General features: G+C 66.3%; 26 protein-coding genes. 11 read left to right on the top strand and 15 right to left on the bottom strand.

The features are described from left to right. Positions 1–75 precede the first annotated feature (75 nt). From ABIC17_RS01690 to coxB, 13 genes are all read right to left on the bottom strand, one after another. Positions 76–450: a YdbL family probable chaperone protein gene (locus ABIC17_RS01690; protein ID WP_354278922.1), complete on the bottom strand. Its 375-nt coding sequence runs from the start codon at positions 448–450 to the stop codon at positions 76–78. Continuing rightward, the gene (locus ABIC17_RS01685; protein ID WP_354278921.1) at positions 450–626 is read right to left on the bottom strand and encodes a YnbE family lipoprotein; all 177 of its coding nucleotides are present in this window, start codon (positions 624–626) and stop codon (positions 450–452) included. The genes ABIC17_RS01690 and ABIC17_RS01685 overlap by 1 nt, the downstream gene beginning before the upstream one ends. Positions 627–673: 47 nt before the next feature. After that, the gene (locus ABIC17_RS01680; protein ID WP_354278920.1) at positions 674–3,838 is read right to left on the bottom strand and encodes an intermembrane phospholipid transport YdbH family protein; all 3,165 of its coding nucleotides are present in this window, start codon (positions 3,836–3,838) and stop codon (positions 674–676) included. Between the two features lie 341 nt (positions 3,839–4,179). Next, on the bottom strand, positions 4,180–5,043 hold the full coding sequence (locus ABIC17_RS01675) for an RsmD family RNA methyltransferase (protein ID WP_354278919.1): 864 nt from the start codon (positions 5,041–5,043) through the stop codon (positions 4,180–4,182). A gap of 261 nt (positions 5,044–5,304) precedes the next feature. After that, the gene (thrC, locus tag ABIC17_RS01670) at positions 5,305–6,705 is read right to left on the bottom strand and encodes a threonine synthase (protein ID WP_354278918.1); all 1,401 of its coding nucleotides are present in this window, start codon (positions 6,703–6,705) and stop codon (positions 5,305–5,307) included. An 11-nt stretch (positions 6,706–6,716) separates the two neighbouring features. Beyond that, positions 6,717–7,352, bottom strand: a complete 636-nt coding sequence (locus ABIC17_RS01665) for an SURF1 family protein (RefSeq protein ID WP_354278917.1) — start codon at positions 7,350–7,352, stop codon at positions 6,717–6,719. Further along, a complete protein-coding gene (locus tag ABIC17_RS01660) occupies positions 7,349–7,735 on the bottom strand; it encodes a DUF983 domain-containing protein (RefSeq protein WP_354279430.1) in 387 nt (128 codons plus the stop codon). The genes ABIC17_RS01665 and ABIC17_RS01660 overlap by 4 nt, the downstream gene beginning before the upstream one ends. Beyond that, positions 7,735–8,595 carry a cytochrome c oxidase subunit 3 gene (locus ABIC17_RS01655; RefSeq protein ID WP_277970543.1) on the bottom strand — a complete coding sequence of 287 codons (861 nt, stop codon included), beginning with the start codon at positions 8,593–8,595 and terminating at the stop codon, positions 7,735–7,737. The genes ABIC17_RS01660 and ABIC17_RS01655 overlap by 1 nt, the downstream gene beginning before the upstream one ends. 48 nt (positions 8,596–8,643) lie before the next feature. Beyond that, the gene (locus ABIC17_RS01650) at positions 8,644–9,201 is read right to left on the bottom strand and encodes a cytochrome c oxidase assembly protein (protein WP_354278916.1); all 558 of its coding nucleotides are present in this window, start codon (positions 9,199–9,201) and stop codon (positions 8,644–8,646) included. Continuing rightward, a complete protein-coding gene (locus ABIC17_RS01645) occupies positions 9,198–9,371 on the bottom strand; it encodes a cytochrome c oxidase system small membrane protein (protein ID WP_354278915.1) in 174 nt (57 codons plus the stop codon). The genes ABIC17_RS01650 and ABIC17_RS01645 overlap by 4 nt, the downstream gene beginning before the upstream one ends. Beyond that, the gene (locus ABIC17_RS01640; RefSeq protein WP_354278914.1) at positions 9,368–10,273 is read right to left on the bottom strand and encodes a heme o synthase; all 906 of its coding nucleotides are present in this window, start codon (positions 10,271–10,273) and stop codon (positions 9,368–9,370) included. The genes ABIC17_RS01645 and ABIC17_RS01640 overlap by 4 nt, the downstream gene beginning before the upstream one ends. 131 nt (positions 10,274–10,404) lie before the next feature. After that, complete coding sequence (ctaD, locus tag ABIC17_RS01635; RefSeq protein ID WP_277970547.1) at positions 10,405–12,066, bottom strand: cytochrome c oxidase subunit I; 1,662 nt, start codon at positions 12,064–12,066, stop codon at positions 10,405–10,407. 3 nt (positions 12,067–12,069) lie between these two features. Further along, positions 12,070–13,185 (bottom strand): cytochrome c oxidase subunit II, encoded by a 1,116-nt coding sequence (gene coxB, locus ABIC17_RS01630; RefSeq protein ID WP_354278913.1) that lies wholly within the window; start codon positions 13,183–13,185, stop codon positions 12,070–12,072. 222 nt (positions 13,186–13,407) lie between these two features. On the opposite strand from coxB, the gene pyrE reads away from it, so the two are divergent. From pyrE to maiA, 6 genes are all read left to right on the top strand, one after another. Further along, positions 13,408–13,989, top strand: a complete 582-nt coding sequence (pyrE, locus tag ABIC17_RS01625) for an orotate phosphoribosyltransferase (RefSeq protein ID WP_354278912.1) — start codon at positions 13,408–13,410, stop codon at positions 13,987–13,989. After that, the gene (locus ABIC17_RS01620; protein ID WP_354278911.1) at positions 13,986–14,714 is read left to right on the top strand and encodes a pyridoxine 5'-phosphate synthase; all 729 of its coding nucleotides are present in this window, start codon (positions 13,986–13,988) and stop codon (positions 14,712–14,714) included. The genes pyrE and ABIC17_RS01620 overlap by 4 nt, the downstream gene beginning before the upstream one ends. Positions 14,715–14,838: 124 nt before the next feature. After that, positions 14,839–15,249, top strand: coding sequence for a holo-ACP synthase (acpS, locus tag ABIC17_RS01615; RefSeq protein ID WP_354278910.1), 411 nt, complete (start codon positions 14,839–14,841; stop codon positions 15,247–15,249). Next, positions 15,246–16,175, top strand: a complete 930-nt coding sequence (lepB, locus tag ABIC17_RS01610) for a signal peptidase I (protein WP_354278909.1) — start codon at positions 15,246–15,248, stop codon at positions 16,173–16,175. The genes acpS and lepB overlap by 4 nt, the downstream gene beginning before the upstream one ends. Further along, on the top strand, positions 16,172–17,236 hold the full coding sequence (locus ABIC17_RS01605; RefSeq protein WP_354278908.1) for an AI-2E family transporter: 1,065 nt from the start codon (positions 16,172–16,174) through the stop codon (positions 17,234–17,236). Before lepB ends, ABIC17_RS01605 begins: the two co-directional genes overlap by 4 nt. Beyond that, a complete protein-coding gene (gene maiA, locus ABIC17_RS01600; RefSeq protein WP_354278907.1) occupies positions 17,233–17,871 on the top strand; it encodes a maleylacetoacetate isomerase in 639 nt (212 codons plus the stop codon). Before ABIC17_RS01605 ends, maiA begins: the two co-directional genes overlap by 4 nt. On the opposite strand, the gene ABIC17_RS01595 is transcribed toward maiA, so the two are convergent. Beyond that, the gene (locus ABIC17_RS01595; RefSeq protein ID WP_354278906.1) at positions 17,855–18,994 is read right to left on the bottom strand and encodes a glycosyltransferase; all 1,140 of its coding nucleotides are present in this window, start codon (positions 18,992–18,994) and stop codon (positions 17,855–17,857) included. The two genes, maiA and ABIC17_RS01595, sit on opposite strands and share 17 nt — an antisense overlap. 191 nt (positions 18,995–19,185) lie before the next feature. Between ABIC17_RS01595 and ABIC17_RS01590 the strand changes: the two genes are divergently transcribed. Genes ABIC17_RS01590 through ABIC17_RS01580 form a run of 3 tightly spaced genes read left to right on the top strand, consistent with a single transcriptional unit; the run spans position 19,186 to position 21,888 of the window. Then, positions 19,186–20,160, top strand: coding sequence for a hypothetical protein (locus ABIC17_RS01590; protein ID WP_354278905.1), 975 nt, complete (start codon positions 19,186–19,188; stop codon positions 20,158–20,160). Continuing rightward, the gene (locus ABIC17_RS01585; protein WP_354279428.1) at positions 20,157–20,693 is read left to right on the top strand and encodes a DUF2141 domain-containing protein; all 537 of its coding nucleotides are present in this window, start codon (positions 20,157–20,159) and stop codon (positions 20,691–20,693) included. Before ABIC17_RS01590 ends, ABIC17_RS01585 begins: the two co-directional genes overlap by 4 nt. Positions 20,694–20,697: 4 nt before the next feature. Then, the gene (locus ABIC17_RS01580) at positions 20,698–21,888 is read left to right on the top strand and encodes a glycosyltransferase (protein WP_354278904.1); all 1,191 of its coding nucleotides are present in this window, start codon (positions 20,698–20,700) and stop codon (positions 21,886–21,888) included. Here ABIC17_RS01580 and ABIC17_RS01575 read toward each other — a convergent pair. Then, a complete protein-coding gene (locus tag ABIC17_RS01575) occupies positions 21,875–23,485 on the bottom strand; it encodes a DUF2029 domain-containing protein (RefSeq protein WP_354278903.1) in 1,611 nt (536 codons plus the stop codon). The genes ABIC17_RS01580 and ABIC17_RS01575 overlap by 14 nt on opposite strands. Before the next feature lie 95 nt (positions 23,486–23,580). Between ABIC17_RS01575 and ABIC17_RS01570 the strand changes: the two genes are divergently transcribed. Both ABIC17_RS01570 and ABIC17_RS01565 read left to right on the top strand, forming a co-directional pair. Next, positions 23,581–25,206, top strand: a complete 1,626-nt coding sequence (locus ABIC17_RS01570) for an alkaline phosphatase D family protein (protein ID WP_354278902.1) — start codon at positions 23,581–23,583, stop codon at positions 25,204–25,206. A gap of 71 nt (positions 25,207–25,277) precedes the next feature. After that, positions 25,278–26,288: a LacI family DNA-binding transcriptional regulator gene (locus tag ABIC17_RS01565; RefSeq protein WP_354278901.1), complete on the top strand. Its 1,011-nt coding sequence runs from the start codon at positions 25,278–25,280 to the stop codon at positions 26,286–26,288. Positions 26,289–26,469: the final 181 nt, after the last annotated feature.

Below are 26,469 nucleotides of genomic sequence, written 5' to 3'. Positions count from 1 at the left end.
CGAAGGGCCTTGCGCTACGCAGGGGGCTTCGACTTCGCTCAGCCCGAACGGGAGGGTTTGATCGTTTGGACTATATTAAAGGCAGCGCGAATCCCGCTCCGGAGCACCCGCCCCACGCGTCTTCCACGCGCCGCCCGGCGCGCGATACTTGTCCCCCGGCGACGTCTTCGCGATCAGGTTGCACCCCGACGTGAACGCAAAGTCCTCGACCGTCGCATTGTTCGCCGCCGCCTCGCGCGTGTAGACCGACTTGCGCTGGATGTTGACGTGCGCGACCAGCGCCGCCAGCGCCGGCGTCGACGCACCGACCACGCCCAGATAGCCGTCGGGCTGCTCGCCGATCTGCCCGGCGGCGCGCGCGGCCTTCCAGTCGTCCTGCGCCAGCGCGACGCCGGCGGTTCCAAGCAAAACTGCCGCGGCGAGCATCGCCGCCATCTTCCACGTACGCATCAGAAAATCCCTGGGTTTGACTGGATCACCGTCTTGGCCTGATTGTCGAGCCGGTAGACGACCTCCTGCTTCACGTTGATGTTCAGGTTGATCTCGATCGGCTTGTCCGGCGCATTGATGCTGACACAACCCGTCAGCGCCATCGTCAGGCCCGTCATCGATATCGTCCATTTCATGCGTGTCGTGGTCGGTCGTCCCATGTCCGTCGTCAATCCTGTTTCGCTCATGGCACGATCCTGCTTTCCGGAGGCTGAATAACAGGCGGCCCCACCGTGGGGGCTTTCGCCTGCTTGTCCTGTTCGAGCAGCAAGCTCGGGAGGTTGCGCTCGATCAGGCGTTTGGGGTCGTAGAAACTCTGTGCCGAATCAATCAGCTGGCGGAACGGCGCGCTGATCCTGACATTGAACACCAGCGGCAGCTTCTGGAGCCGGTCGAACAGGAAGTTGCGCTTCGCCCCCTCCCCCTGGCTGATCCCCGAGAATTTGACCTGCGTCAGCATCTCGCCCGCCAGCGGCCCGTTCATCACCAGCGACAGATTGCGGTAGCGCAGCGCCTTCAAGGACTGGAACGCATAATTCCCCCAGAATCCTAGGTCCTTCTGCGAAAGCTCGCCGACATAAGCGATCGACCCGCCGCCAGCCCGCACCACGAGTCGCCCGTCGGTGATTCGTCCCCCGGTCGCATCGAACACCATCGGCAACACCCCGTCGAACACACCGGTCGCATCGAGGTTCTTGAAGTCGAACTGCTGGAGGAATTGCGCCGCTTCCATGCCGGTCACGTGGAAAGTCATCCGCCGCTCCTGCGCCGATCCGAAATCGAGCACGGTCGGGTCGAGTCGCAGCGATCCCCCCGCAAACGGCCAGCGCCCGTCCTCGACCGCGATTCGCGTGCCCGGCAGCAACTGATAGCGGATCGTCCCGTCGGTCACCGCGACGCCGGGGTTGATGCTCTTGATCGTCACCACCTGCCCCGGCGCGGTCGCCAGCGCGAGCAGGTCGGTGAAGCGCACCTCCCCCGCAACCCCCGTCACCGGGCCGAAGGCGGCGGCGAGATCGGTGTTGGCGGTGCGGAACACGCCGTCGCTGGTCAGGTCCTTCGGGCTCCAGCGGATATGCCCTTCGCCCGTCACCGTCCCCACGACATCGGCCACCACGCCCAGCGTCAGCGGGGTGAGCAGCTCGGGCTGGAACTTCGGCCCGAATGTGAGTCCGGGCACGGTCAGATCGGCATGGCCGGTGCCGGGCGTCAGATCATGGACGATCGCGACATCCGCGACCCGCACGTTCCGCGTCGGCTCGTACAGCGCACCACCCGCGGTGATCCGGCCCGCCTTCAACGCCAGCGTAACCTCGCGCGCCGCCATCGGCCGGAACCGCGCGACCGCCGCCGCATCCGCCACCGCCATCGCGCCGTCGAGCGACAGCACGCCGCCCCCAAACCGCCAGCCGCCCGCAGCCCCCGACAGCACCAGCGGCACCGCCCCGATCTGCCCGCCCGCCCCCGTAAAGCGCCCGCCAAGCCCGCCAGCCGCAAAGCTCCCGCCGAGGTCGGCGATATCGAGCCTGGTCACGCGCTCGGGCGCGCCCAGCCGCAACGCGACGCCGCTGACGCCGAACCGCCCGTCCGCAAGCGTCCATCCGGCATGGGCAAGCGCGAGCGACACCGGCGACGTGCCAAGGCTTCCCGCCAACCGCGCGCTCCCGATCCGCCCGCCGCCGCCCAGCTTCCCACCCGCAAGGCGCACCAGCGCCCCGTCCTGCGGGCACACCGTCACCGCCGAGCGCGGCAGATCGAGCCCGTTGGTCCGCAGCCGCGCGAACCCGATGGCCGCACAGGCCGGATTGACCGTCACCGTGCCCCGACCGTCCCACCGCGCATCGATCGGCAGCCCGAGCGCATCGACTCGCCCGTCGCCGATCGGTCCGCTCAGCGCGACCCGTGTCTCGATATGGCTCGCACCATTGCCCCCGACCGAGAAGGTCACCGGTGCCAATTCCAGCAGCGCACTCCCCGCCGCATACGGCGCGACCACCGCACGTCCGACGATCGGCGCGCCCAGTCCGGCTTGCGCGATCGTCGCGCGCAGCGATGGAAGCCCGCCCCCGGAAACGACCGCATCGCCCTGGATCCGCAAGCCGCCCGGCCAGCGATAGACGACCCCGCTGTCGCCCGACACCGTTGCCTGCGCGCCCGACGCACTCGCCACATCGAGCCGCGACACGACGATCTGCCCGCGCTTGCCGTTGACGATCGCGGAGATCGCCGCCGTCGCGTCGATCGATCGCCCGGCGGCTTGCAACGCGTCCCCCAAGCGCGCGGCCAGCGGCGCGATCGGCGTTCCCGCCCCGACAGACCGCAACGGCGCGGCACGGGCGAGCAATGCGGCGGGCACCGCAGCCCGGTTCGTGCGCACGCGCCCGTCGAACGCGAACCCGTCGTCGGCATAGCGATACCGCCCCGCGACGCCCGCCCCCGCCGCGCGGACTTCGGACGCCGCGATTTCGCCCGATGCGAGATCGACCGAACCAGACACGTCGTCCATCGATCCGGCGAACACGACCGGCCCGGTAACGCGATCGGCATGCACGCCACTGCCGGTGATCTCCCCCAGCGCCAGGCCCGCCTTGCCCTTAAAATGATCGAGCGTCAGCCCGAGCGCGAGCGTCAGGTCGACGCGTGCCTTGGCAACGCGCACATCACCGCACGTCCCACGCTCCATCGCGAGCGGCCCCGTCACGCTCGGCCGCGCCGCATCGATCCGCAGCGCGAGCGCCGCATCGAGCCCCGCGATCGTGCATCGCCCGAGGTCGAGCGCCGCAGCCCGCGCGCCAAGCGTGCCCTGGAACCCGTCGTTCAGCCGCCCGCGCCCCGCAACGCGCAGCGCCACCGGACCATAAGGCGTCGCCAGCGCGATCCGCCCGTCGGCGATTTCCCCGCGGATCGCGGGTAGCGCGAACGGCTTGCCCGAGGGTGCCGGCAGCAGCCGATCAATCGCCCCGAACGAGACCTTCGCGTCCTTCAGCGTGGCGCGCAATACGACATGCCCGGCGCGGATCGCCCCGACCCCGACGCCCGTAAGCCCGAGGGTGGTATCGACCTCGACCCAGTCCGCGACCAGATCGGGCCGCGCAAGGTCACCGATCCGCACATTGGTCAGCCGCTGCGTATGCAAGCCGATCTGCGCGATCTCGTAGCGCGCGGGCACCTTCGCGGCGCGCAGCGCATCGTCGATGAAATGCTCGGCGACGCGCTTGCGCTCGACCCACAGCACCGCCAGCAGCACGACGATCAGCAGCAGCACGCCAAGCAGGACCCGGCGCGCCACAGGACGACGCCGCGCCGTCGCCACGGGCAAGACCGATTCCTCGGGGATATCGTCCGTCACGCCGTCATCGTCACCCGCAGTGCCTGCGCGGCGACCTTAGCCGGACGCGCCGGTTGTTCAACCGCCGTTGCGCACGCATTCCTTTCTCCCGCGCAGGCGGGAGTCCAGGGTTGCAGGCGCGACGCCCGTTGCCCTGCATCCCCGCCTCGGGGTCGACTCTGCGAAAGTTGAGGTACGGACCAGACATTTACCGTTTTCCCGCGAAGGCGGGAATCCAGAGCGAGGCAGAACAACGGCTTACTGCTCTCGCGACTCTTGGACTCCCGCCTTCGCGGGAGAACAGCTACGGTTTCGCAGAGACCATGCCTCCGCGAGGAAACGTCCAAACGGAGTCCTGAACCCTATTTCGACCAGCGCACGAAGATCGCGGTCGGCAACAGCAGCCCGCGCGCTTCCTCGCGCACCGCCATCTCGCCGACCTCGACCGTCCCGCCGAGATCGCCAAGCGCCTGCCGCACCAGCTCCCCGATCGCGAGCGCGGACATCCGCACCGCATAGACCGTCAGCACCAGGAACTTGCTCTCCGCATCGAGCAAAGCGCGGCAATCCGCGATCAGCGCCGGCAGATTCTCCTCCAGCCGCCACACCTCGCCCTCCGGCCCGCGCCCGAACTTGGGCGGATCGAGGAAGATCCCGTCGTAGCGCCGCCCGCGCCGCACTTCGCGCGCAGCGAACTTGGCCGCATCGTCGACCATCCAGCGGATCGGGCGATCCGCCATGTCGGACAGGAAGGCATTGGACTTGCCCGCCTCGACCGATTTCTTCGACGCATCGACATGCGTCATCCGCGCGCCCTTCGCCGCGAGCGCGAGCGTGCCGACCCCGGTATAGCCGAACAGGTTGAGTACCTCGTCGCCCTCGGCCACGCGTCCGCGCATCCACGCCCATTGCGCGGCCATGTCGGGGAAGAAGGCGAGATGCCGGAACGGCGTGTTCTGCGCGAGGAACAGCAGTTCCTCCCAGCGCACATGCCATCCCCCGCGCGGGACGTCCTTCGACAGATGCCACTTTCCGCCGCCATCCTCGTCGGACGCGCCGATAAAGTCGCCATCGGCTTCCCAGCGATCGGACGCAGGGGCCCACATCGCCTGCGGCTCGGGCCGGATGAAGCGGAAGCGGCCATAGCGTTCGAGCTTGCGGCCGTGGCCGGAGTCGACCAGCCCGTAATCGGCCCAGGGTTCGGTAATGAGTGTGATCAGCGTCATGCGAAGTTCCTCCCCTCCCTGAAAGGGAGGGGTTGGGGGTGGGTCGGTGTGAAGAGGGGGCAGGCTCCGCCACGAGCCGACCCACCCCCGGCCCCTCCCTTCCAGGGAGGGGAGACAGCGGCGTTGTGCCCTGCCGATACCGCCCGGCCAGACCGTTCAGCAAGAAGAGAGACAAGCGTCATGCGAAGCTCCTCCCCTCCCTGGAAGGGAGGGGCTGGGGGTGGGTCGGCATGAAGAGCGTACCGACATCAACGCCCGTCATCACCGCGCCGTCGCCCGCTCGGCGATATACGCGGTCACCGCCTCGAATGTCCCCGGCAACGTGTCATAGCGTTCCTCGCGGTCGAACAGGTCGCCGATCCGCGGCGGCAAGCCCGGGCGCTGCCCGGTCGCACGCTCGACCGCGTCGCGGAACTTGGCGGGATGCGCGGTCGCGAGCGTGACGATCGGCACGTCCGCAGGCAAATCGGCGCGGCGCGCGGCGGCAAGGCCGATCGCGGTATGCGGGTCCATCACCTGCCCGCTGCGCTCCCACGTCCGCCGCATCGCCAGCGCCATGTCGTCGAGATCCACGCTGTCGCTCGCAAACAGCGAGGCCGCACCGTTGCGTTGCGCATTGGTCAGCTGCATCGTGCGCGACGCCTCGAACCCCTGCATCTGCGCGGCCAGCGCATGCCCGTCGCGCCCGCCGAGATCGAACAGCAGCCGCTCGAAGTTGCTCGACACCTGAATGTCCATCGACGGGCTCGGCGTCGGGATGACGCTGCGGCTCGAATAGTCCCCGGTCGAAAGCGCGCGTGCGAGGATGTCGTTGACGTTGGTCGCGACGATCAGCTTGGCGACCGGCAACCCCATCTTCGCCGCGACATAGCCTGCGAACACATCGCCGAAATTGCCCGTCGGGACCGAGAAGGCGACCGGCCGCTCGGGCGCGCCCAACCGGACCGCCGAGTAGAAATAATAGACCACCTGCGCCATCAGCCGCGCCCAGTTGATCGAATTGACCGCCGACAGCGCGAACTTTCCCGAGAAGGCATCGTCGTTGAACATCGCCTTCACCAGCGCCTGCGCATCGTCGAAGCTCGAATCCTCGAGCGCGATATTATAGATGTTGGGCGCGATCACCGTGGTCATCTGGCGCCGCTGGACGTCCGACACGCGCCCCTTTGGGTGGAGCATGAACACATCGACCCCGGCGCGCCCCGCGAGTGCATCGATCGCCGCCGACCCGGTATCGCCCGACGTCGCGCCAATCACGGTCAATTGCTGGTTGGTTCCGGTTAAAAAGCGCTCAAACAGCAACCCGAGCAGCTGCAAAGCGACGTCTTTGAACGCCAGCGTCGGCCCGTGGAACAGCTCGAGCAACCAGTGCTGCGCGTCCAGCTGCACCAGCGGCACGACCGCGGCATGCGAGAAGCGGCCATAGGCCTCGGTGCACAGACCGCGCAGATCCTCCTCGGTCAGCGCATCGCCGACGAACGGGAGCATCACCTGCACCGCAGTCTCGACATAGGAAAGCCCCCGCATTTCCGCAATTTGCTCGGGGCTGAACGTCGGCCAGCTGTCGGGGAGGTACAGTCCGCCGTCGCTCGCCAGCCCGGCGAGGGTTACGTCACGGAAATCGAGTGCCGGCGCAGTGCCGCGCGTGCTGATGTAGCGCATGGGAACTGCGGTTAGCGGGATGCGTCCGACTCGGCAACCGTGCGCCGCCTTAGCGCAAGCGCATAGATTATTGCGGCAATCGCCGCGAAGACGAACCATTGTACCGCATAAGCGAGATGGTTGTTGGGCACTGCTGACAGATCGGGCTGCGGATTGGGGTCGAGTCCGGCCAGCGGCGGGTCTGCCACGAGCATCAATGTCCGGGGTGCGGCACGCCCGAACAACCCCGCGATCAACGGCTGATGATCGGGGGCGTGGCTGATATAGCCGGTAACCGGTCCGCCCTTCCACGACGGCTTGGCGTGCGGATCCTTGCCGAACCCGAGCTGGACCGTGAAGCCCGGGCCTTCCGCGCCGGTGCTGCACCGCGCGATCTGACGCCAGCCGGTGCCGCCACGCGCATTGCGCCCGCCCTCGACCGAGAAACTGGTCGGCGACAGGCACAAGGCACTGGAACGACGAAATAATAAACTGTCGTGGAGTGGGATCGCCGGGAAGGCGACCGGCGGCAACACCGTGTTACGTGCATAATGCACCAGCATCGCGGCCTTCTCGGTACGGCGCTGGAGCTGCCACACGCCAAGTGCAACCATAGCCACGATTGCCAGCGCAACGAGGATCGTCGGAACGACAGGCACACGCTTCATGGTGGGGTGATTCGCCCTTCATGCGCCGCGTTGCGATATTCCGCTCCCAGCAACGCCGCCTTGGCGACCCGCAGCGACCCGACCACGCCGAACACCGTGATCGGCAACCAGATGATCAGTTGCAGCCAGATCGGCGGCCCCCACGCGAGCTGGATCCAGATCGCTAAGCCGACGATCAGCGCCCCCAGCACCAGCGTCAGGATCGCAGCCGGCCCATCGCCGACATTGAACGCGCTATAATCCAGCCCACAGCGCGGGCATTTCGCGGCAAAGTCGAGCCAGCCGCGGAACAGCCCCGGCGCGCCGCAGCGCGGGCAAAGCCCCTTCACCGCGGCGGCAATCTGGTCCGGCGCGACGAAGGTCTCGGCCCGCTTGGGCGGCATCACCCGCTATGGACCGGCGCGCCCCAGCCGCCCCAGACATAGACGGTGACGAACAGGAACAGCCAAACCACGTCAACGAAGTGCCAGTACCACGCCGCCGCCTCGAAACCGAAATGCTGCTTGGGGGTGAAGTCGCCGCGATACACGCGCACCAGGCAGACGATCAGGAAGATCGTCCCGATCATCACGTGGAAGCCGTGAAACCCGGTCGACATGAAGAAGGCTGCGCCATAGTTCAGCCCCTTGAACGGGAACGGCGCTTCCGAATATTCGAACGCCTGGATCGAGCTGAAGATCAGCCCCAGGATGATCGTCGCCCATAGCCCCTTCTTGAGCCCGTCGCGATCGCCATGGATCAACGCGTGATGCGCCCAGGTGACGGTGGTGCCGCTGGTCAGCAGGATCAGCGTGTTGAGCAGCGGGAACTTGAAGGCGTCGATAACCTCGAGCCCCTTGGGCGGCCATTGGCCAACGCCATTGGCGACATCCGCGATCAGGCTGACCTTGCCGTCGAGCACCTGGATTCCCGCCGGAAACAGGGAGAAGTCGAAGAACGCCCAGAACCAGCCAACGAAGAACATGACCTCGGACGCGATGAACAGGATCATCCCGTAGCGGAGATGGAGCTGAACGACCGGAGTGTGATCACCCGCGTTCGCCTCGATCACGACCTGCCGCCACCAGCCATACATCACCGCGAGCACGCCTGCGAGCCCGGCATAGAACAGCAGCCCACCACCGACCGCGGAATGCATCCACATGATTCCGCCCGCCGCCATCGCCAGAGCCGCCATCGATCCGGCCAGCGGCCAGATGCTCGGTGGCAGGATGTGATAATCGTGGTTCTTGGCACCGGCCATGTTGCATCCCCGTCGTGTGATCGTTGGATCGATCGGATTTTTCGTACCCTAGCTTTTGGCTTTCGCCGAATCCACCGGGTAAAACGTGTAGCTTAGTGTAATCGTCTCGACGTCGCTCGCATCCGGATCCTGCAGGATCTTGGGATCGACGAAGAAGATCACCGGCATCCGCGCGGTCTCGCCCGGTTGCAGCGTCTGCTGGGTGAAGCAGAAGCACTGGATCTTGGTGAAGTACTTGCCCGCCTGTGCGGGTGTCACGTTGAACGTCGCGGTTCCCGTGATCGGCTTGTTCGACGTGTTGGTCGCGGTGAAGAACGCCATGTCGCGCGCGCCGACGTCGACCGTGTCATACGGGTTTTCGGGCAGGAACTTCCACGGCATGTGCGGCGCGACGTTGGTGTCGAAGTCGACCCGGATCTGGTGGTTCTTGATCGCCCCCGGCGCGACCGTCCCGCGCTGCGTCGTGCCGTTCAGGCCGGTCGCTTGGCAGAACATCCGGTACAGCGGGATGCTCGCCCAGCCGAGCCCGCTCATGAAGCAGATCCCCAGCACCGCGAGCAGCGCGGTACGCAGCTTGCGATCCATCCGGGCGATCCGACTGATCATTGGTGCGGCATCCCCGGCATCCCCGGCATCCCCGCCTTGATCTTGGCGATGCTGATCGCGAACACGAGGATCACGAATGCGAAGAGGATAATCGCCAGCGCCGTCGCGCGTGCACGCTGCCGCTTGCGGACGAGGGCTGCTTGCGTGGTCGGGTCGGGAAGCTCGTTCATGCCAGGCACCGATCGGTCGCAAGGGTCGCGAAGATCGCGAGGATATAGCCGATCGAATAAACGAACAGCCAGCGTTCGGCCTTCATCGTCGCCGGCGTTTCGGCGCGCTGGACGACGACCCAAACGGTGAGGCCCAGGAAAATCACCGACAAGACCGAGGCGACGATGCCGTAAAGCGACCCCGCCAGCCCGAGCGGCCAGGGCGAGATCGCGGCGGCGGTCATCAGCACCGCGTAGAACAGCATTTGCGCGCGCGTCGTCTTTGCGCTCGCGACGACCGGAAGCATCGGCACGCCGCCCTTGGCGTAATCGTCACGGATCAGCAGCGCGAGCGCCCAGCTGTGCGGCGGGGTCCACAGGAAGATGATCGCGAACATCAGCAGCGGCAGCGCCGAGACCGAGCCCGTCGCCGCGACCCAGCCGATCAGCGGCGGAAACGCGCCCGCCGCGCCGCCGATCACGATGTTCTGCGGGGTCAGCCGTTTGAGACCGACGGTATAGACGAGCACGTAGAACAGGATCGACACCGCGAGCAGCACGGCAGCGGGGATGTTGATCGCAAGCCCCATCAGCAGCACCGAGAAAACCCCGAGCGCCACGCCGAACTGAAGCGCGGTCTCGCGCTCCATCTTGCCCGCGGGGAGCGGACGTTTGGCGGTGCGCTTCATCAGCGCATCGATGTCGGACTCATACCATTGGTTCAGCGCACCGGCAGCGCCCGCTGCGAGCGCGATCGCAAGGATCGCGGTGAAGGCAAGCACGGGCGGCAGCGAAGCTGGCGCGGCAAGCATCCCGCACAGCGCCGTAAACACGACCGAACGCATCACGCGCGGCTTGGTCAGCGCAAAGAAGTCGCGCCAGTCGGCAGGAAGGCTTGGGTTCGAAACGGTCACAACAGTCATTTACAAAGATCCTCCCCTCCCGCTCACGGGAGGGGCTGGGGGTGGGCTCGCGCTATCCCCTGGCGGAGTCGTTCGGAGCAGCACGCGAGCTCACCCCTACCCCTCCCGCACGCGAGAGGGGAGAGAAAAGGTCAGTCGATCCGCGGGAGCGTTTCGAACTGGTGATATGGCGGTGGGCTCGACAACGTCCATTCGAGCGTCGTCGCGCCTTCGCCCCACGGGCTGTCGCCGGCCTTCTTGCCCGACATCAGCGACATGATGACGTTGACGAAGAACACCACCATTGATGCAGCCATGATCATGTAGCCGATGCTCGCGACCCAGTTCCACTGCGCGAGCGCATCGGCATAGTCCGGCACGCGGCGCTGCATGTTCTGGAGGCCCAGGAAATGCATCGGGAAGAACATCACGTTCACACCCAGGAAGAACACCCAATAGTGCACCTGACCAAGGAACTCGTTGTACATCTTCCCCGACATCTTCGGGAACCAGTAATAAAAGCCGCAGAACAGCGAGAACACCGCACCCAGCGACAGCACGTAGTGGAAATGCGCCACCACATAATAGCTGTCCTGCATGTAGTCATCGATGCCGCCGTTGGCGAGCACGACGCCGGTCACGCCGCCGACGGTGAACATGAAGATGAACCCGATCGCCCACAGCATCGGCGTCTTGAAGGTGAGCGAGCCACCCCACATCGTTGCGATCCACGAGAAGATCTTAATGCCGGTCGGCACCGCGATCACCATCGTCGCCGCGGTGAAGTACATCTTGGTGTTCACGCTGAGGCCCGTCGTGAACATGTGATGCGCCCACACGACGAAGCCGACCACGCCGATCGCGACCATGGCGTATGCCATGCCAAGATAGCCGAAGACGGGCTTCTTCGAGAAGGTCGAGATCACCTGGCTGACGATGCCGAAGCCCGGCAGAATCATGATGTAGACTTCGGGGTGGCCAAAGAACCAGAACAGATGCTGGTACAACACCGGATCACCACCACCGGCGGGATCGAAGAAGGTCGTGCCGAAGTTACGGTCGGTCAGCAGCATCGTGATTGCAGCCGCGAGCACCGGAAGTGCCAGCAGCAGCAGGAAGGCGGTAACCAGCACCGACCACACGAACAGCGGCATCTTGTGGAGCGTCATGCCCGGCGCGCGCATGTTGAAGATCGTCGTGATGAAATTGATCGCGCCGAGGATCGACGATGCGCCGGCCAAGTGAAGCGCGAGAATCGCCATGTCGGTCGACGGCCCCGGCTCGCCGTAGGTCGAGAGCGGCGCGTAGAGCGTCCAGCCATTGCCTGCACCGCCGAAGAACGGCGACGCCAGCAGCAGCGTGAAGGCCGGGATGAGCAGCCAGAACGACACGTTGTTCATCCGCGGGAACGCCATGTCGGGCGCGCCGATCATGATCGGCACGAACCAGTTGCCGAACCCGCCGATCATCGCGGGCATCACCATGAAGAACACCATAATCAACCCGTGCGCGGTAATCAGCACGTTCCACAGGTGAAGCGAATGATCGAGACCCTGCTCCCCACCGGGCAGGAAGCTCGCCCAGTACCCGAGATACTGGATGCCCGGATGCGCCAGTTCGGCGCGCATCAGGCCCGAAATGCCACCACCGATGATCCCCGCGACGATCGCGAAGATCAGGTACAGCGTCCCGATGTCCTTGTGGTTGGTCGACATGAACCAGCGCGCAAAGAACGACATCTCGTGCGTGTCATGCGCGTGGGCATCGTCATGATGCGCCTCGAAGGCGCTCGGGGTGAGAGCGGTGTCGGTCATGACTCAGTTCCCTGCGGAAGTGTTGGCGGGGATGGCACCGGCGACGGGGGCCTCGGCGGGCAGCGCCTCGGCCGCGGCATTGCCCATTTCGGTCGGCTCGCCAGTTTCTACGGCGGAAGGCGTTTTGGCGACTTCGGCGGCGGCTGCGCCGTTACCCGGCATCGTGCCACCCTTGGCCTTGACCCACTGCGCGAACACGGCCGGCTTCACCGCCTGCACGGTGATAGGCATATAGCCATGCCGCGCGCCGCACAGTTCGGAACAGACGCCGAAATAGACGCCCTCTTTCTCGATCGTGAAGCTGGTCTCGTTGAGGCGACCCGGGATCGCATCGAGCTTGATCCAGAACGCCGGGATTTCCCAGCTGTGGATCACGTCGTTCGAGGTGGTGATCAGCCGGATCGGCACGCCGACCGGCAGCACGACGCGCGTATCGGTCGCGAGCAGGCGCGGCCCGTCGATCGCAGTGCGAGCGCGCTCGCCCTTGCCGACTTCATTGGCTTCTTTCAGCATGTTCGACGTGATCGAGAAGCCCCCGTTGCCGGGATATTCGTAAGACCAGTACCATTGGTTACCGATCGCCTTGAGCACGACCGCATCCTTCGGCGCGGGCTTGTACTGCGCCTGGAGCAGACCGATCGACGGCAAGGCAAGCCCGAGCAGGATCAGCACCGGAATGCCGGTCCACGCCACTTCGAGGATCGTATTGTGCGAGGTCTTGGACGCGACCGGGTTCTTGGCCCGGCGGAACCGCACGATCACCAGCCCGAGCAGGGCGAGCACGAACAGCGAGATGACGGTGATGACCGGCATCAGCAGCGCATTGTGGAACCACGCCGCCTGACGGCCGGTCTTGGTCACCTGCGGCTGGAGCGAGATATGGCCGGGGACGGGCTGGCCGATCGTCGGATCGATCGCCATCGCCGGTGCGCCATCGACCGCGAGCATCGGGTCGGTCGCTTCGGCGGCAACCGGCGCGGCAGGGGCTGCCGCGGGAGCCGCGACGACCTCGGGTTTGGTGACGGTCACGACCGGAGCAGCTTGCGGCGCCGCCTGTACTGCGCCTGTACCAATCATCGCGAGGCCCGCCGCCATCACGATCGATTTCATCCCGATCATACGCATCCTCTGCATCTACCCTTTGCGACTCTGTCGGCTTTTCCGGACGACGACCAGGCGGGGATACGCCCTTTTCTTTTAGGGCTATAAGCGGACTAGGCCGATGCCTCAACCCGCGCGTGTCCTTTTTATGGCGCGATCGTTGCCTCCGTCTATCCGGGCGTCTATCCGCGCTCGTAATCAGGCCCGAAAATCACGCGCGCAATCACTGGACCGCATGCCATGACCGAAGACGATGTTCTCGCCGAATTCCGCGCTGCCGAGGCATTGCTGGAGGGCCATTTCATCCTGTCATCGGGTTTGCGCTCGTCGCGCTATCTGCAATGCGCGCGGGTCCTGATGGACCCGGCTCGCGGCGCACGGCTGGCCGAGGCCCTCGTCGCGCGGCTTCCGGCGCATGTGCGCGCGCAGATCGCCGCGGTCGTTTCGCCCGCGATGGGCGGCGTGATCGCCGGGCATGAGATGGGCCGTGCGCTCGGTGTCCCGGCGATGTTCCTCGAACGCCCCGAGGGCACGTTCGAGCTGCGCCGCGGTTTCCGCCTCGATCCGGGCACTAAGGTCTTCATGATGGAAGACGTCGTCACCACGGGCCTGTCCTCGCGAGAGGCGATCGCGGCGATCGCGCGTGCGGGCGGCGAGACGGTCGCGGCGGGCGCGCTGGTCGACCGCTCGAACGGCACCGCCGATCTCGGCGTCCCTTTCTATCCCTTGATCCGGCTCGACGTGCCGACCTACAGCGCCGAGGCGCTCCCACCCGAGCTCGCCGCGATCCCCGCGATCAAGCCCGGCAGCCGCGCGGCATGACGCAGGTGCTCCGCCTGGGGGTCAACATCGATCACGTCGCGACCGTGCGCAACGCGCGCGGGTCGGGCTATCCCGATCCGGTCCGCGCTGCCTTGCTCGCGGCCGAATCGGGGGCTGACGGCATCACCGCGCACCTGCGCGAGGACCGCCGCCACATCACCGACGACGATATCGCGCGCCTCTCATCCGAATTGACGATCCCGCTCAATCTCGAAATGGCGGCGACCGACGAGATGCTCGCGATCGCGCTGCGGCACCGTCCGCACGCCGCGTGCATCGTCCCCGAAAAGCGCGAGGAACGCACCACCGAGGGTGGGCTCGATGCGGCGGGACAGTTCGCGATGCTGGCGCCGCTCGTCTCGCAATTAGGTGCCGCTGGGATCCGCGTCTCGCTGTTCGTCGAACCCAGTGCAGCGCAGATCGATGCCGCACTCCGGCTCGGCGCGCCGGTCGTCGAACTCCACACCGGGCGCTATTGCGACCTGGAAGGCGCGGCGCAGGCCGAGGAACTCCGCCGCATTGCGGATGCCGCCGCGCTTGCCGTCAAGAACGGGATCGAGGTCCATGCCGGCCACGGCCTGACGCTCGCCAATGTCGCGCCGATCGCCGCGATCCCTCAGATTCGCGAGCTCAACATCGGCCACAGCCTGATCGCCGATGCAATCTTCGTCGGCTTGGGCGACGCGGTCCGCGCGATGCGCGATGCGATGGATTCGGCACGGTGAGTGGCACCACATTCTCCCTCTCCCCCCCGGGGAGAGGGTCGGGGAGAGGGGCAGCCGCGAGTGCAGCGCTGCTGGCCTGCCCCCCTCCCCGGTCCTCTCCCCGCAAGCGGGAAGAGGGAGAGCCATGATCATCGGTTTAGGCTCGGACCTGTGCAACATCGAGCGGATCCAGGCGTCGCTAGACCGCTTCGGCGCCCGTTTCGAGAACCGCGTATTCACCCCCATCGAACGCACCAAGGGCGACAGCCGACCGTTCACCAAGGCGGGTACGCTCGCCAAGCGGTTCGCGGCGAAGGAGGCCTTTTCCAAGGCGGTCGGAACCGGCTTCAAGCGCGGGGTGTTCATGCGGGACATCGGCGTCGTCAATGCTCCGTCCGGCGCGCCGACCTTGCATCTGCAGGGCGGGGCGCAGGCAATACTTGACGCGTTGACGCCTGACGGTCACGTCGCGCGAATTCATTTGACGATGACCGACGATCATCCCTGGGCGCAAGCTTTCGTGATCATCGAAGCGGTTCCGAGGGACAAGACATGAGCGAGGAGCTGGCCCTGAGCGCAGACGAGACCAAGGCGCGCGCAGACGCCAGGGATGCATCCGCCACCCCCGGCGGACCGCAGACCAAGAAACCCGGCACCGACTGGGCGTCGGAAATCCGCGGCATCTTCTGGTTAGTCCTGGCGGTCCTCGGTTTCCACAGCTTCATCGCCAAGCCGTTCTACATCCCGTCCGAATCGATGCTCCCGGGCCTGTTGGTCGGCGATCAGCTCGTCGTCAGCAAGTTTCCGTACGGCTTTTCGTTCGTTTCGCCGACCTTCCACTTGCTGCCGTTCATCCCCGGCCGCCTGTTCGGGCATTTGCCCGAGCGCGGCGACGTGGTGATCGTCACGCCCCCTGGGACCAAGACCGATTACATCAAGCGCTTGATCGGGCTCCCCGGCGATCGTCTGGAAGTGCGCGACGGCACCGTCATCCTCAACGGCGTGCCGGTGAAGCGCGGCCCGCTGCACTATGTCGACATCCCTAATTACGGGAATACGCCACTCCCCTCGCCCGAAAGCGGCGTGACGTGCGATTCGAGCCAATATGACGATGCGCTTCAGACCGGCGCGAACGGCAAGAGCACCTGCCGCCTTCCCCTGGTCACCGAGACGCTGCCCAACGGGCGGCATTACGACACGGTCGATCTCGGCGCGTATCCCGGCGACAACTACCCCGCCGTCACGATCCCGGCGAACCACGTCTTTCTGATGGGCGACAACCGCGATCGTAGCGCCGACAGTCGTTTCCCCCTGTCCGAACAGGGACTCGGCGGACCGGTGCCGTGGGAATATCTCGGCGGTCGTGCCGAGTTCATCACCTTTTCGAAGACCGGGCTTGGCTCCTGGAACCCCCTGACCTGGGGTCAGTCGTTCCGGGGCGGACGCGCTGGCACCTCCTTGCATGCGAGCCGTAGTGAATGAGTGAATCCCCGAGTGCTGGCATGGTCAGCGAACCGGCGCCCAACGAACTGCGCGATCCGTTCGTCCGCAAGGAACTGACCCGCGCGACCGTATGGCTCGGCACGGCAGGGGCGATCGCGCTCGTTGTGCTGCTGGTCCATCCGCTGCTGATCATCTTCGGCGGGCTGGTCTTCGCCTCGATGCTCGACGGCGGCGTCCGGCTGCTCGGACGCGTGTTGCCGATCGGGCGGTCGTGGCGGCTCTTGATCGTCGTGCTGCTGACCGTGGCGTTCCTGGTCGGACTGGTGTGGCTGACCGGGGTTCAGGTCACCGCGCAGTTCGCTCAGCTGCAGCAGACGCTGATCACCCAGGCGACACGGACCGTGAGCTGGGCGACCGCCAAGGGAATCATGCCCAAACAGGTCGACATCAACGGAATGATGCAACAGGTGCTCGGGTCGTTCGGGCAACTGACGTCGTACCTTGGCATCGCGTTCGGCGCGCTGGCCAGCCTGGTGATGGTGCTCGTGATCGGCCTGTTCGTCGCGATCGAGCCACGGCTGTACGGGCGCGGCGTCGAGTGGATGATCCCGACCGACATGCGCCCACGCTTTGCGGGCACGATCACGGAAATGGCCAAGACGATGCGCCGTCTGCTGGCCGGACGCCTGTTCGGCATGGCGTTGGAAGGCGTGATGACCGGGGTTGCACTGGCGATCGCCGGCGTGCCGATGGCACTGGTGCTCGGCATCCTGACCGGCCTGCTTGCCTTCATTCCCAATCTCGGCGCGATCGTCAGCGGCATCCTGATGGTTGCGGTCGGCTTCAGCGCGGGGATGAACACCGGGCTCTACGCGATCGGCATCTACGTCTTTATCCAGGCGCTGGACGGCTATGTCATCATCCCGATGGTCGCCAAGAAGACCGTCGACCTGCCGCCAGCGCTGACACTGTCGTCGCAGATCCTGGCCGGCACGCTGTTCGGGCTGCTCGGGCTGACGCTCGCCGATCCGATGACCGCGATGATCAAGGTCGCGCTCGAGCGGAGTTCGGAAGCCGAAGAGCAGGCCGACGCGGCATGACGCCGGTCCTGTACGATTACTGGCGCTCGTCGGCGGCATATCGTGTCAGGATCGTCCTCAACCTCAAGCAGGTCGCCTATGACAGTGTCGCGATCGACCTGACCACGGGTGCACAGCGTGACCCCGCCTATGTCGCGCGTAATCCGCAGGGGCTCGTTCCCGCGCTCAATATCGGCGGTGCCATGCTGACGCAGAGCCTCGCGATCATCGACTATCTTGATACCGCTTATCCGGCCACGCCGATGCTGCCGCGCGAACCGCTCGCGCGGGCCCGTGTTTTCGCGCAGGCGTTGTCGGTCGTCGCGGATCTCCATCCGATCGACAATCTGCGCGTGCTGAACCGCCTGACCGATCAGTTCGGCGCGGATCAGGCGGCACGCGAGGCCTGGTACGTCCATTGGATCGAAATTGGCCTGACGGCGCTCGAAGCGATGACCGCGGATGGAACGGGACCGTTCCTGGGCGGAGACACGCCCAATCTGGCGGATGTCTGTCTCGTTCCGCAAATCTACAATGCCCGACGTTTCGGCGTTTCGCTCGATCCCTTCCCCCGACTGCTCGCCGCCGACACCGCCGCCGCTGCGGTCACCGAGATTGCCGCCGCACACCCGGATCGGGTCAAGCCGGTCGGCTGAGCCCCTGTTCTATCCGGCGCTCGAACCGGCGTTCGAGCACCGCTTGATCGAACAGATCGAGATACGCCGCCGCGGCGTTCTCGCCCGGTTGCGGCACCGGGTTCGGGCGCGACCGCCCCGGTTCCAGCCAATGTTCCAGCGCGGCAACCAGCCCCGCGGCATCGCCCGGCTGGACGACACTGCCGACCGCCGCGCTCGTCACGATCTCGCGAACCGCCACGCTCGAATCGGTCGCGACCACTGGCGTCCCCACCGCAAGCGATTCGCGCAGGACCCCGGGCACGCCCTCGAAATCCGACACCAGCGCGAGTGCGGTCGCCCGCGCGATCGTCGGGGTCGGGTCCGCGACATGACCGGGCAGGATCACCCGGCGATCGAGGCCGTGCGCAGCGACTCGCGCTTCGATCGTCGCGCGTTCGCTGCCTTCGCCAAGGATCATCAGCGACACGTCCCGTTGGTCGATATGCGCAAACGCATCGATCAATCGGTCCCAGCGCTTCTGCGGGGCAAGCCGCCCTACCCCCAGCAGAAAACGCCCCGATGGAATCGCGGGGACAGCACCCGGTATAGCACCGTGCGTAGCGGCGTGTGGCGGCGGATTCGGGATCACGCTGATCCGGTCGCGCGCGATCCTCATCATCACGCTCGCCTCGTCCGCCATCGCGGGGCTCATCGCGACCAGCCGGTCGACGAAGCTCGGATGCCATTTCAGCCATGTGCGATATGCCGCCGCGACCGGCGCGTTGTGATCGCGCCGCACCAGCGCATTGGAAACCTTCGCGACGATCGGCGGACAGTGCGTCCCGAGCCGCAACCGCGTCCACGCCGCCAGCGCGGTATAATGATTGCCCGGACAGAATAGCACGTCGGGATCGATCTCCTGCGTCAACGCAGCGATCGCGGACATGCCGATCATCGTCTTCGTACCGACCATGCGCACTTCGACGCCTGCAGGGATATCGCGCGCAAGCGGGCCTGCGACATCGCCGACCACCAGCGTCACCCGACGCCCCTGCTGCGTCCACGCGCCCGCCAGGCGCAACAACGTCTTCTCGACGCCACCGCCGTCGAGCGTCTGCGCAAAAGCAAGGATATGTGCAGCGGGCGCAGGCGGGGACAACATGACAGGATGTTTAAAACACCGCTGTGTCGCAAATGTTTCCCTGCTGATCCTCATTAATGCACGGCCGGTAAACCATCATACGTTATGACGGTCCCGTCGCAGCCGATTTGCCGCGCCGCATGGTTCGGGGTAAGGGCGCGCATCGATCGCCCTGATCCCCTGATCGGCGTACAAGCGGACACTTTCGCCACGTGAACAAATTGACGACCGGGCCGGGCATAGAGGTAGCGACGGGAACACCTGCCGCTCCCCTCTCCATACCGACGCTGCCGGGGATCGCCGGTGCCCCCGATCTTGCCGGCCTCGAGCCGATGACGCGCAAGCGGCGGCGCTGGCCAGCGTATCTCGGGGCAGCGGCGACGCTGTTCATGATCGGGTGGCTCGGGCTCAAGCTGCATGCGATGGGGGTCGACAACCTGTGGTCGGCCATGCCGCGCAACCCGTTGTTCTATCTATTCTTCGCGCTCCTCTACGTGGCGCCGGTGACGGGCGATTTCATCATCTTCCGCCATCTGTGGGGCATCCCCGCATCGGGCTATGTCGCGCTCGCCAAGAAGCGGATCGCCAATGACGTGCTCAATTATTCGGGTGAGGCGTATTTCTACGCCTGGGCGCGACAGCGTTCGTCGATGGTCGCGGCACCGTTCGGCGCGGTCAAGGACGTCAGCATCCTGTCCGCGATCGCGGGCAACATGGTGACGCTCGCGATCATCGCGCTCGCGCTGCCGCTCGGCGTCGGACTGATGACCGAATCGCAACTCCACACCGCGATCTGGTCGGTCGTCGGCGTGTTCGCGATGTCGCTGCCGTTCCTGATCTTCTCCAAACGCGTCTTTTCGCTGCCGCGCCGGACATTGTGGTGGATCTTCGGGGTACATTGCCTGCGGTTGATCGCGGGATCGGTGCTGACCGCCTTTGCCTGGCATTACGGCCTGCCGATCGTGCCGGTCGGCATGTGGCTGCTGCTGTCGGCGGCGCGGATGATCGTCGGGCGGTTGCCGCTCGTGCCGAATAAGGACCTTCTTTTTGCCACCTTCGCCACCCTATTGATCGGGCAGGACGCGCAGCTGTCCGTGTTGATCGCGGTGACGGCGGCGCTGCCCCTGCTGGTTCACGTCGCACTGGTCGCGGTGTTCGGGCTGGTCGATCTGATTAGGAAATCCTGACGATGGTGCTGAGGCTGGTGATGACGACGGTTCTCGCGGGCATGTCGCTCGCGGCGGCCCCGGCGTTTGCGGCGCAAGCGGCGATCGGCAGCGACGCGGCGGCCTGCGCCGGCGGCGGCCCCGCGATCCGCGTCACGGTCGACGGGCTCAAGGACCGCACGGGCGAGCTCAAGCTCGAACTCTATCCCGCGACCGAGGCCGATTTCCTCAAGGACGATCGCGACTTGATCAAGGAAGGCAAATTCTTCCGTCGCGTGCGTCTGCCCACGCCCGCCACCGGGCCGGTCGTGCTGTGCATCCGCGTCCCCACCCCCGGACCCTATGCGCTGCTGTTCACGCACAATCGCGACGGCCGCAACAAGTTCAACTTCTGGGCCGATGGCGCAGGCTTCCCGAGCAACACCAAACTCGGCCGGTCGCGGCCGAAGGTGACGCAGGGGCGGATCGTCGTTCCGGAGGGTGTTGTATCCATCGATATTCACGCGCAATATCTGCGCGGCCTCGGCGGTTTCGGGCCGATCCAGGGCGACTGATCCGATGCGCATCGTCGACGTCAACGAATTCTACTCCCCCACCGGCGGGGGCGTGCGGACCTATATCGACCGCAAGATGGGGATCATGGCCGATCTCGGGCATGAACTTATCGTCATCGCGCCGGGCCGGGTGCCGAGCATTGAAGAACGTCCGGGCGGCGGGCAGGTCATCACGGTGCAGACCGGACATTTGCCGCTTGATGCCAATTACGGCATCTTCTGGGAGGGCGCACCCGTCACGCGCCTGCTCGACCAGTTGCAACCCGACGTGGTCGAGACCTCATCGCCATGGCGCCTCCCCTGGGTGGTCGGCCAATGGCAGGGGAATGCGGTCAAGTCGTTCTTCATGCACAACGACAATATGGCGGCCTATGCGCTGCGCTGGCTGGAGGGGCTTGCGCCGCAGGAACGGATCGAACGCGCGTTCAACTGGTACAGCCGCTACATGGACAGTTTCCTCGTCCATTTCGACGCGGTCGTCACCAACGGCCCCGCGCTCGAGAAGCGGCTGAAGAACCGCGGCGTGCGGATCGATGCGTCGATGCCGCTGGGGATCGAGCGCGGGCATTTCTCGCCCGAGCTACGCGACGACCGGCTGCGCGCGGCGCTGCTCGCGCAATGCGATCTGCCGCCCAATGGGCATCTGTTGCTCGGGCTCGGACGGCATCATCCCGAGAAGCGCTGGCGGCTGGTGATCGACGCGGTCGAGCGCGCCGGCGCGGACTTGCCGGTCGGGCTGATGCTGCTGGGCACCGGCGTGGAGAGCGCCAAGATCGAGGCGCGGATTGCGGGGTCGCCGCATATCCGGATGTTCCGCCCGGTCTATGACCGCGAACGGCTCGCGCGGATCGTCGCGAGCTGCGACGCGCTGATCCACGGGTCGGAAGCCGAGCCGTTCGGGCTGGTCGCGTCCGAAGCGATGGCGGGCGGATTGCCGCTGATTGTGCCCGACACCGGCGGCTGCGCCGAAGTCGCCGATCCGCTGTCGTCCGAATTCTACACCGCGCGTGACGCGCAAAGCGCGGCGAGCGCGATCCACCGGCTGTTCGCGCGCGACCAGCGCGTGTTGCGCCGCGCGGCGCTGGTCGCGGCGACCAAGGTGCGCAGCGACCGCGAACATACGATCGAGCTGATGGACTATTACCAGGGGCTGGTCGACGCGAAGCGCGCGGGGAAGCTGCTCAGGGCCGCCTGACGTAGAGCCGGAGGCGCGGGGACGCGACCGGAACCGCGCGATAATCATGTGCGATCGCCCAGTTTTCGAGCCGTGCGTCGAGGTCGGGGTTGCCGCTGCTCCATTTGGCCTCACCCCCGACGAGGATCGCGGCGGGCAAGCGTGAACCATTTCCTACCCCATCCTTTGAACGCTTCCCCGGCGAAGGCCGGGGCCCAGTAGCGTAGGTCAAGATGGGTGAGCGCAACGCCCGATACCCCTCCGGTCGCAACTGGGCCCCGGCCTTCGCCGGGGAAGCGCTGACTGGAGGCATCGCCAGCGCCCCCAGCCGATCCTCGGACACGAGGTGCAACCCCGCCTCCGCCCCCGGCGCAACCAGCGCATGGCTCCGAAAATAGAACGGCCCGGTGGCAAAGCGCACGTCCGGCAACCGCCCCGTCGCGGCCAGAAACTGCGGCGACAGCGTCGCGACCGGCCCCGCCACCCCCGCCCGGTCGAGCGCATCCCGAACCGCACGCCCATCCCGCAACGCCGCCAGCATCGGCACCCGCCCCGTTCCACCGCCCCCACCAACGATCAGCCCCGCGACAGTCGGCGCAAGCCCCGCGCAGACGAACACCACCGTCACGATCCGCACCCACCACACCGGCGGTCGCTGTGCCCAAGCCAGCGCGAGCAGCACGAATAGCGGCGGCAGGAGCGGGAGCAGATATTGCCGCCACGTCGGAAACGGCAGCACCGCGGCAACCAGCCCCGCGCCTACAAGAACGGCAAAAACCGGCACCCGCCGCCATCCCCCGCGCACCGCCAGCACCAGCGCGATCAACGCCGGCCCAAGCGCAAGGAACTTCAGCACATCGACCGCTTTCGCCGTCCACGTCAGCTTCCACGGTGTAAGACGGTAATATTCGGCGGGAGCACGCGCCGGAAACGTGAGCGTACCGAACACGAAACCCGCAGGCGCCTGCGCCCAGGTCCAGCCGACCAGCGCCACGATCGGCAGCGCGCCCGCCAGAACCGCCAACGGGCGATGCCGCCGATCGATCAGCGCATACAGCCCATAGCCAACCGCAGGCAGCGCATAGGACACCTTCGCCGCCGCCGCCGCGGCCAGCAGCAAGCCCGTCAGAACCGCCCCGATCGCACTGCCCCGCCCGTCGCGCGCCCGCACGATCAGCACCATCGCGACCCCCAGCAGCGAGGCGGGCAAAGCATCGTTGCGCGCAGTCGCAATGCTGAACAGAAAACAGTCGCACGTCGCGAACAGCACCGCGCCGATCAGCGCAGCGCGCGGCGTCGCCCCCGCTTCGCGGCTCGCGCGCCAGACGCATCCGACCAGCAGCGCGCCTAGCACCACGTTCGCCAACCGCAGCATTGGCCACGCAAGCGCCCCCGCAAACCACGCCAGCGGCGCAAACAGTAACGGTTGCAGCGGTGTCTGGAGATAGGCGTAATCGCGGTACGGCAGGTCGCCGTGCGCGCTCAGCACCGCTGCCGCGACATATTGGCTTTCGTCGTGATCGATCGGGCGCAACAACGCGAGCAGCGCAAACAGCACCACCACCGCGGCCAGAAGCCGGACGGGCAGACCGATACGCACGGGAACGGTTGGCTCCATCGCGGCGCCGGGTAGCACGCACCCCCGATAGTGTCACGCGCACGCCATATCTTCAGGGCAGGAGCGGCTTTCCGGGACAAGCATAGAGACTCACCATGACCGTTCAAATCGATCGTCGCTCGCTGTTGCTCACCGGCTCGCTGGGATTGGGCGCGTTCGCGGTGCCCGGCTTCGCACAGAGCCCCAATGTCACGCAGGCACGCGGCTTCACCCATTCGGTCGCGAGCGGCGAACCCGGCAGCGATACGATGCTGCTATGGACGCGCTACGTCCCCGCGACCGGCGACACGGCAGAACTCCGTGTCGAAATCGCCGAGACGCCCGATTTCGCGCGGATCGTCTCGGGCGGCGCGCAGATCACCGGGGTGTGGCGCGACTTCACCGCGAAGATCACGGTCGACAATCTCAAGCCCGGCACGCGCTATCACTACCGCTTCGTCGCCCCCGACGGCAGCTTCTCGCCCGTCGGCACGACCAAGACGCTCCCGGTCGGCCCGGTCGATCGCTTCCGCACCGTCATCTTTTCCTGCTCGAACATGCCGTACGGCTTTTTCAACGCTTATGCGCACGCCGCCGCACGCGACGATGTCGATCTCGCGATCCATCTCGGCGACTATTTCTACGAATATGAGACCGGCGATTATCCCGCGGTGAAGGATCAGGTCGCCGGCCGCGTGCCGCTTCCCGCGGGTGAGCTGCTCCATCTCGCGGATTACCGGCTACGCTACGGCAGCTATCGCAGCGATCCCGATCTGATGGCATTCCACGCCAAGCATCCGATGATCGTCCAGTGGGACGACCATGAATCGTCCAACGACAGTTGGGAAGGCGGCGCGCAGAACCACCAGGCGAACGAAGGCGACTGGAATGCCCGCCGCGCCGCGTCGATCCAGGCGTATCGCGAATGGATGCCGGTCTCGGACGAGCCGTGGAAATCCTATGAGATCGGCACGCTTGCTCCGCTGTTCCGCACCGAGACGCGGCTGCTCGCGCGCACCAGGCAACCCGATGTCGCGCCGCTGTTCGAGGCGAGCGATCCCGGCAGCGCGCTGAAGGCGTTCCGCGACGGCGCGTGGATGGACCCCGCGGTCACGATGATGGGGTCGCAGCAGGAAAGCTGGCTCGCCCATGCGATGGCGCAATCGGTGCGGCAGGGACAACAATGGCAGATCGTCGGCTTCGGCACGATCATGGGTCAGACCGTGATGCCTGCGCAGGCGATGAGCTGGCTCTCCCCTGACTCCCCCGAACGCGCGCGTGGCTACCTGCTCTCGGGCGTCGCCGCGGCCAAGGTCGGGTTGCCGTTCAATTACGACAATTGGGGCGGCTATCCCGCTGCTCGTGCGCGTTTCCTGCGCAAGGCGCAGAGCCTCGGCGCGAACCTCGTCGTGCTGTCGGGCGACAGCCACAATGCCTGGGCCTATGATCTCGGGCAGGACGGCAAGCCCGCCGGGGTCGAGTTCGCCGGCCACGCAGTCACGTCGCCGGGCTATGAAGCCGCGAGCAAGACCGACCCCAAGGTGATCGCCGCCGCGCTGGTCAAGGCCAACCCCGAACTCAAATGGTGCGACACCAGCCGCCGCGGGTACATGACGATGACGCTGACCCCCGCGACCGTCAGCAACGACTGGATCATGGTCGACACGATCAAGACGAAGAACCCCGCCGGCCGGATCGGCCATACGGCGACTGTCGCCCGCGGGCGCAATATCATGGCGTGACTGTTGCCGTCGTGCGCGCCCTGCGGCACACCGGGGTCAGGCCCGGGGGGCGGCCGCGGGGGGCACACGGATTGCGCGTAACGATCAAGGATGTGTCGCGACTGTCGGGCGTGTCGATCAAGACCGTCTCGCGCGTGCTTAACAACGAACGCTATGTCGGCGCGGAAACCCGCGCGCGCGTCCAGGCGGCGGTGGCGGAGTTGAAGTTCCGTCCGAGCACCGCCGCACGCTCGCTCGCCGGGCGGCGCAGTTTCCAGATCGCGCTGATCTGCGACAATCCCAGCCCTTATTATGTCTATGAGATGCAGTCGGGCATCCGCGACCGCTGCGTGCTCGACGGGGTGCGGATGATCGCGCAGCCTTATGATCGCAACGCCACCACCTTGCTCGACGAACTCGAAAGTCTGGTCGACGCGACGCATGTCGACGGGCTGATCCTCACTCCGCCAGTGTCAGACAATCCCGATGTACTCGACTTGCTCGCGCGCAGGGGCGTGCGGTTCGTGCGCGTCTCGCCGGGGAGCGACCCTGCGCTCGGGCCGGCGACCTTCATCGACAATGCGGCGGCGGCGGCGGTGATGACCACGCATCTGCTGTCGCTCGGGCATCGCCGGATCGGCTTTATCGCCGGGCATCCCAGCTATGCGACGAGCGCACAGCGGTTGCGCGGATACATGCACGCGCTGGAGGCGGCGGACGTGGCGTTCGATCCCACGCTGGTGCGCGAGGGCAGCTACGACTTCGCCTCGGGCGCGGCGGCGGCGGCGGTGTTGCTCGACTTGCCCCAGCCGCCGACCGCGATCTTCGCGTCGAGCGACGACATGGCGGCGGGTGCACTGACCACCGCGCATCGCCGCGGGCTGAAGGTGCCCGAACAGCTGTCGGTCGCAGGGTTCGACGATACCGAAATGGCCGGGTTCGTCTGGCCCCCGCTCACCACGATCCGCCAGCCGACGCGGCAGATGGCGTATCAGGCGGCGGACTTGCTGCTCGCGCCGGTCGATGCGGAGGCTCCGGCGGAGCAGCGCGAGTTGCCGTTCGAGCTGGTGGTGCGGGAGTCGACCGGCGTGGTGGCTGGCTAAAGTTGCTGAACGGCCAACAGAACGACCCCGCACAGGTCCATCTTCCGTTCGGACTGAGCGCAGTCAAAGCCCCAAGCGCAGCGCAAGTCCTTCGACTTCGCTCAGGATGAACGGGGCGGGGTTAGGGCGTGCCCCCTCCCCACCGCTCGGGCTGAGCGCAGTCGAAGCCCCGCGCACCGCG

The sequence above is a fragment of the Sphingomonas sp. PvP056 genome, assembly GCF_040549155.1.
In the GTDB taxonomy this organism is placed as follows: Bacteria; Pseudomonadota; Alphaproteobacteria; order Sphingomonadales; family Sphingomonadaceae; genus Sphingomonas.
This window is presented reverse-complemented; position numbering and strand designations above follow the sequence as displayed.

What these genes read in the sequence shown, in the direction of transcription:
- ABIC17_RS01690 (WP_354278922.1), bottom strand. Translation starts at nt 450, where the DNA reads ATGCGTACGTGGAAGATGGCGGCGATGCTCGCCGCGGCAGTTTTGCTT.
- ABIC17_RS01685 (WP_354278921.1), bottom strand. Translation starts at nt 626, where the DNA reads ATGAAATGGACGATATCGATGACGGGCCTGACGATGGCGCTGACGGGT.
- ABIC17_RS01675 (WP_354278919.1), bottom strand. Translation starts at nt 5,043, where the DNA reads ATGACGCTGATCACACTCATTACCGAACCCTGGGCCGATTACGGGCTG.
- thrC (WP_354278918.1), bottom strand. Translation starts at nt 6,705, where the DNA reads ATGCGCTACATCAGCACGCGCGGCACTGCGCCGGCACTCGATTTCCGT.
- ABIC17_RS01665 (WP_354278917.1), bottom strand. Translation starts at nt 7,352, where the DNA reads ATGAAGCGTGTGCCTGTCGTTCCGACGATCCTCGTTGCGCTGGCAATC.
- ABIC17_RS01660 (WP_354279430.1), bottom strand. Translation starts at nt 7,735, where the DNA reads ATGCCGCCCAAGCGGGCCGAGACCTTCGTCGCGCCGGACCAGATTGCC.
- ABIC17_RS01655 (WP_277970543.1), bottom strand. Translation starts at nt 8,595, where the DNA reads ATGGCCGGTGCCAAGAACCACGATTATCACATCCTGCCACCGAGCATC.
- ABIC17_RS01650 (WP_354278916.1), bottom strand. Translation starts at nt 9,201, where the DNA reads ATGATCAGTCGGATCGCCCGGATGGATCGCAAGCTGCGTACCGCGCTG.
- ABIC17_RS01645 (WP_354278915.1), bottom strand. Translation starts at nt 9,371, where the DNA reads ATGAACGAGCTTCCCGACCCGACCACGCAAGCAGCCCTCGTCCGCAAG.
- ABIC17_RS01640 (WP_354278914.1), bottom strand. Translation starts at nt 10,273, where the DNA reads ATGACTGTTGTGACCGTTTCGAACCCAAGCCTTCCTGCCGACTGGCGC.
- ctaD (WP_277970547.1), bottom strand. Translation starts at nt 12,066, where the DNA reads ATGACCGACACCGCTCTCACCCCGAGCGCCTTCGAGGCGCATCATGAC.
- coxB (WP_354278913.1), bottom strand. Translation starts at nt 13,185, where the DNA reads ATGATCGGGATGAAATCGATCGTGATGGCGGCGGGCCTCGCGATGATT.
- pyrE (WP_354278912.1), top strand. Translation starts at nt 13,408, where the DNA reads ATGACCGAAGACGATGTTCTCGCCGAATTCCGCGCTGCCGAGGCATTG.
- ABIC17_RS01620 (WP_354278911.1), top strand. Translation starts at nt 13,986, where the DNA reads ATGACGCAGGTGCTCCGCCTGGGGGTCAACATCGATCACGTCGCGACC.
- acpS (WP_354278910.1), top strand. Translation starts at nt 14,839, where the DNA reads ATGATCATCGGTTTAGGCTCGGACCTGTGCAACATCGAGCGGATCCAG.
- lepB (WP_354278909.1), top strand. Translation starts at nt 15,246, where the DNA reads ATGAGCGAGGAGCTGGCCCTGAGCGCAGACGAGACCAAGGCGCGCGCA.
- ABIC17_RS01605 (WP_354278908.1), top strand. Translation starts at nt 16,172, where the DNA reads ATGAGTGAATCCCCGAGTGCTGGCATGGTCAGCGAACCGGCGCCCAAC.
- maiA (WP_354278907.1), top strand. Translation starts at nt 17,233, where the DNA reads ATGACGCCGGTCCTGTACGATTACTGGCGCTCGTCGGCGGCATATCGT.
- ABIC17_RS01595 (WP_354278906.1), bottom strand. Translation starts at nt 18,994, where the DNA reads ATGTTGTCCCCGCCTGCGCCCGCTGCACATATCCTTGCTTTTGCGCAG.
- ABIC17_RS01580 (WP_354278904.1), top strand. Translation starts at nt 20,698, where the DNA reads ATGCGCATCGTCGACGTCAACGAATTCTACTCCCCCACCGGCGGGGGC.
- ABIC17_RS01575 (WP_354278903.1), bottom strand. Translation starts at nt 23,485, where the DNA reads ATGGAGCCAACCGTTCCCGTGCGTATCGGTCTGCCCGTCCGGCTTCTG.
- ABIC17_RS01570 (WP_354278902.1), top strand. Translation starts at nt 23,581, where the DNA reads ATGACCGTTCAAATCGATCGTCGCTCGCTGTTGCTCACCGGCTCGCTG.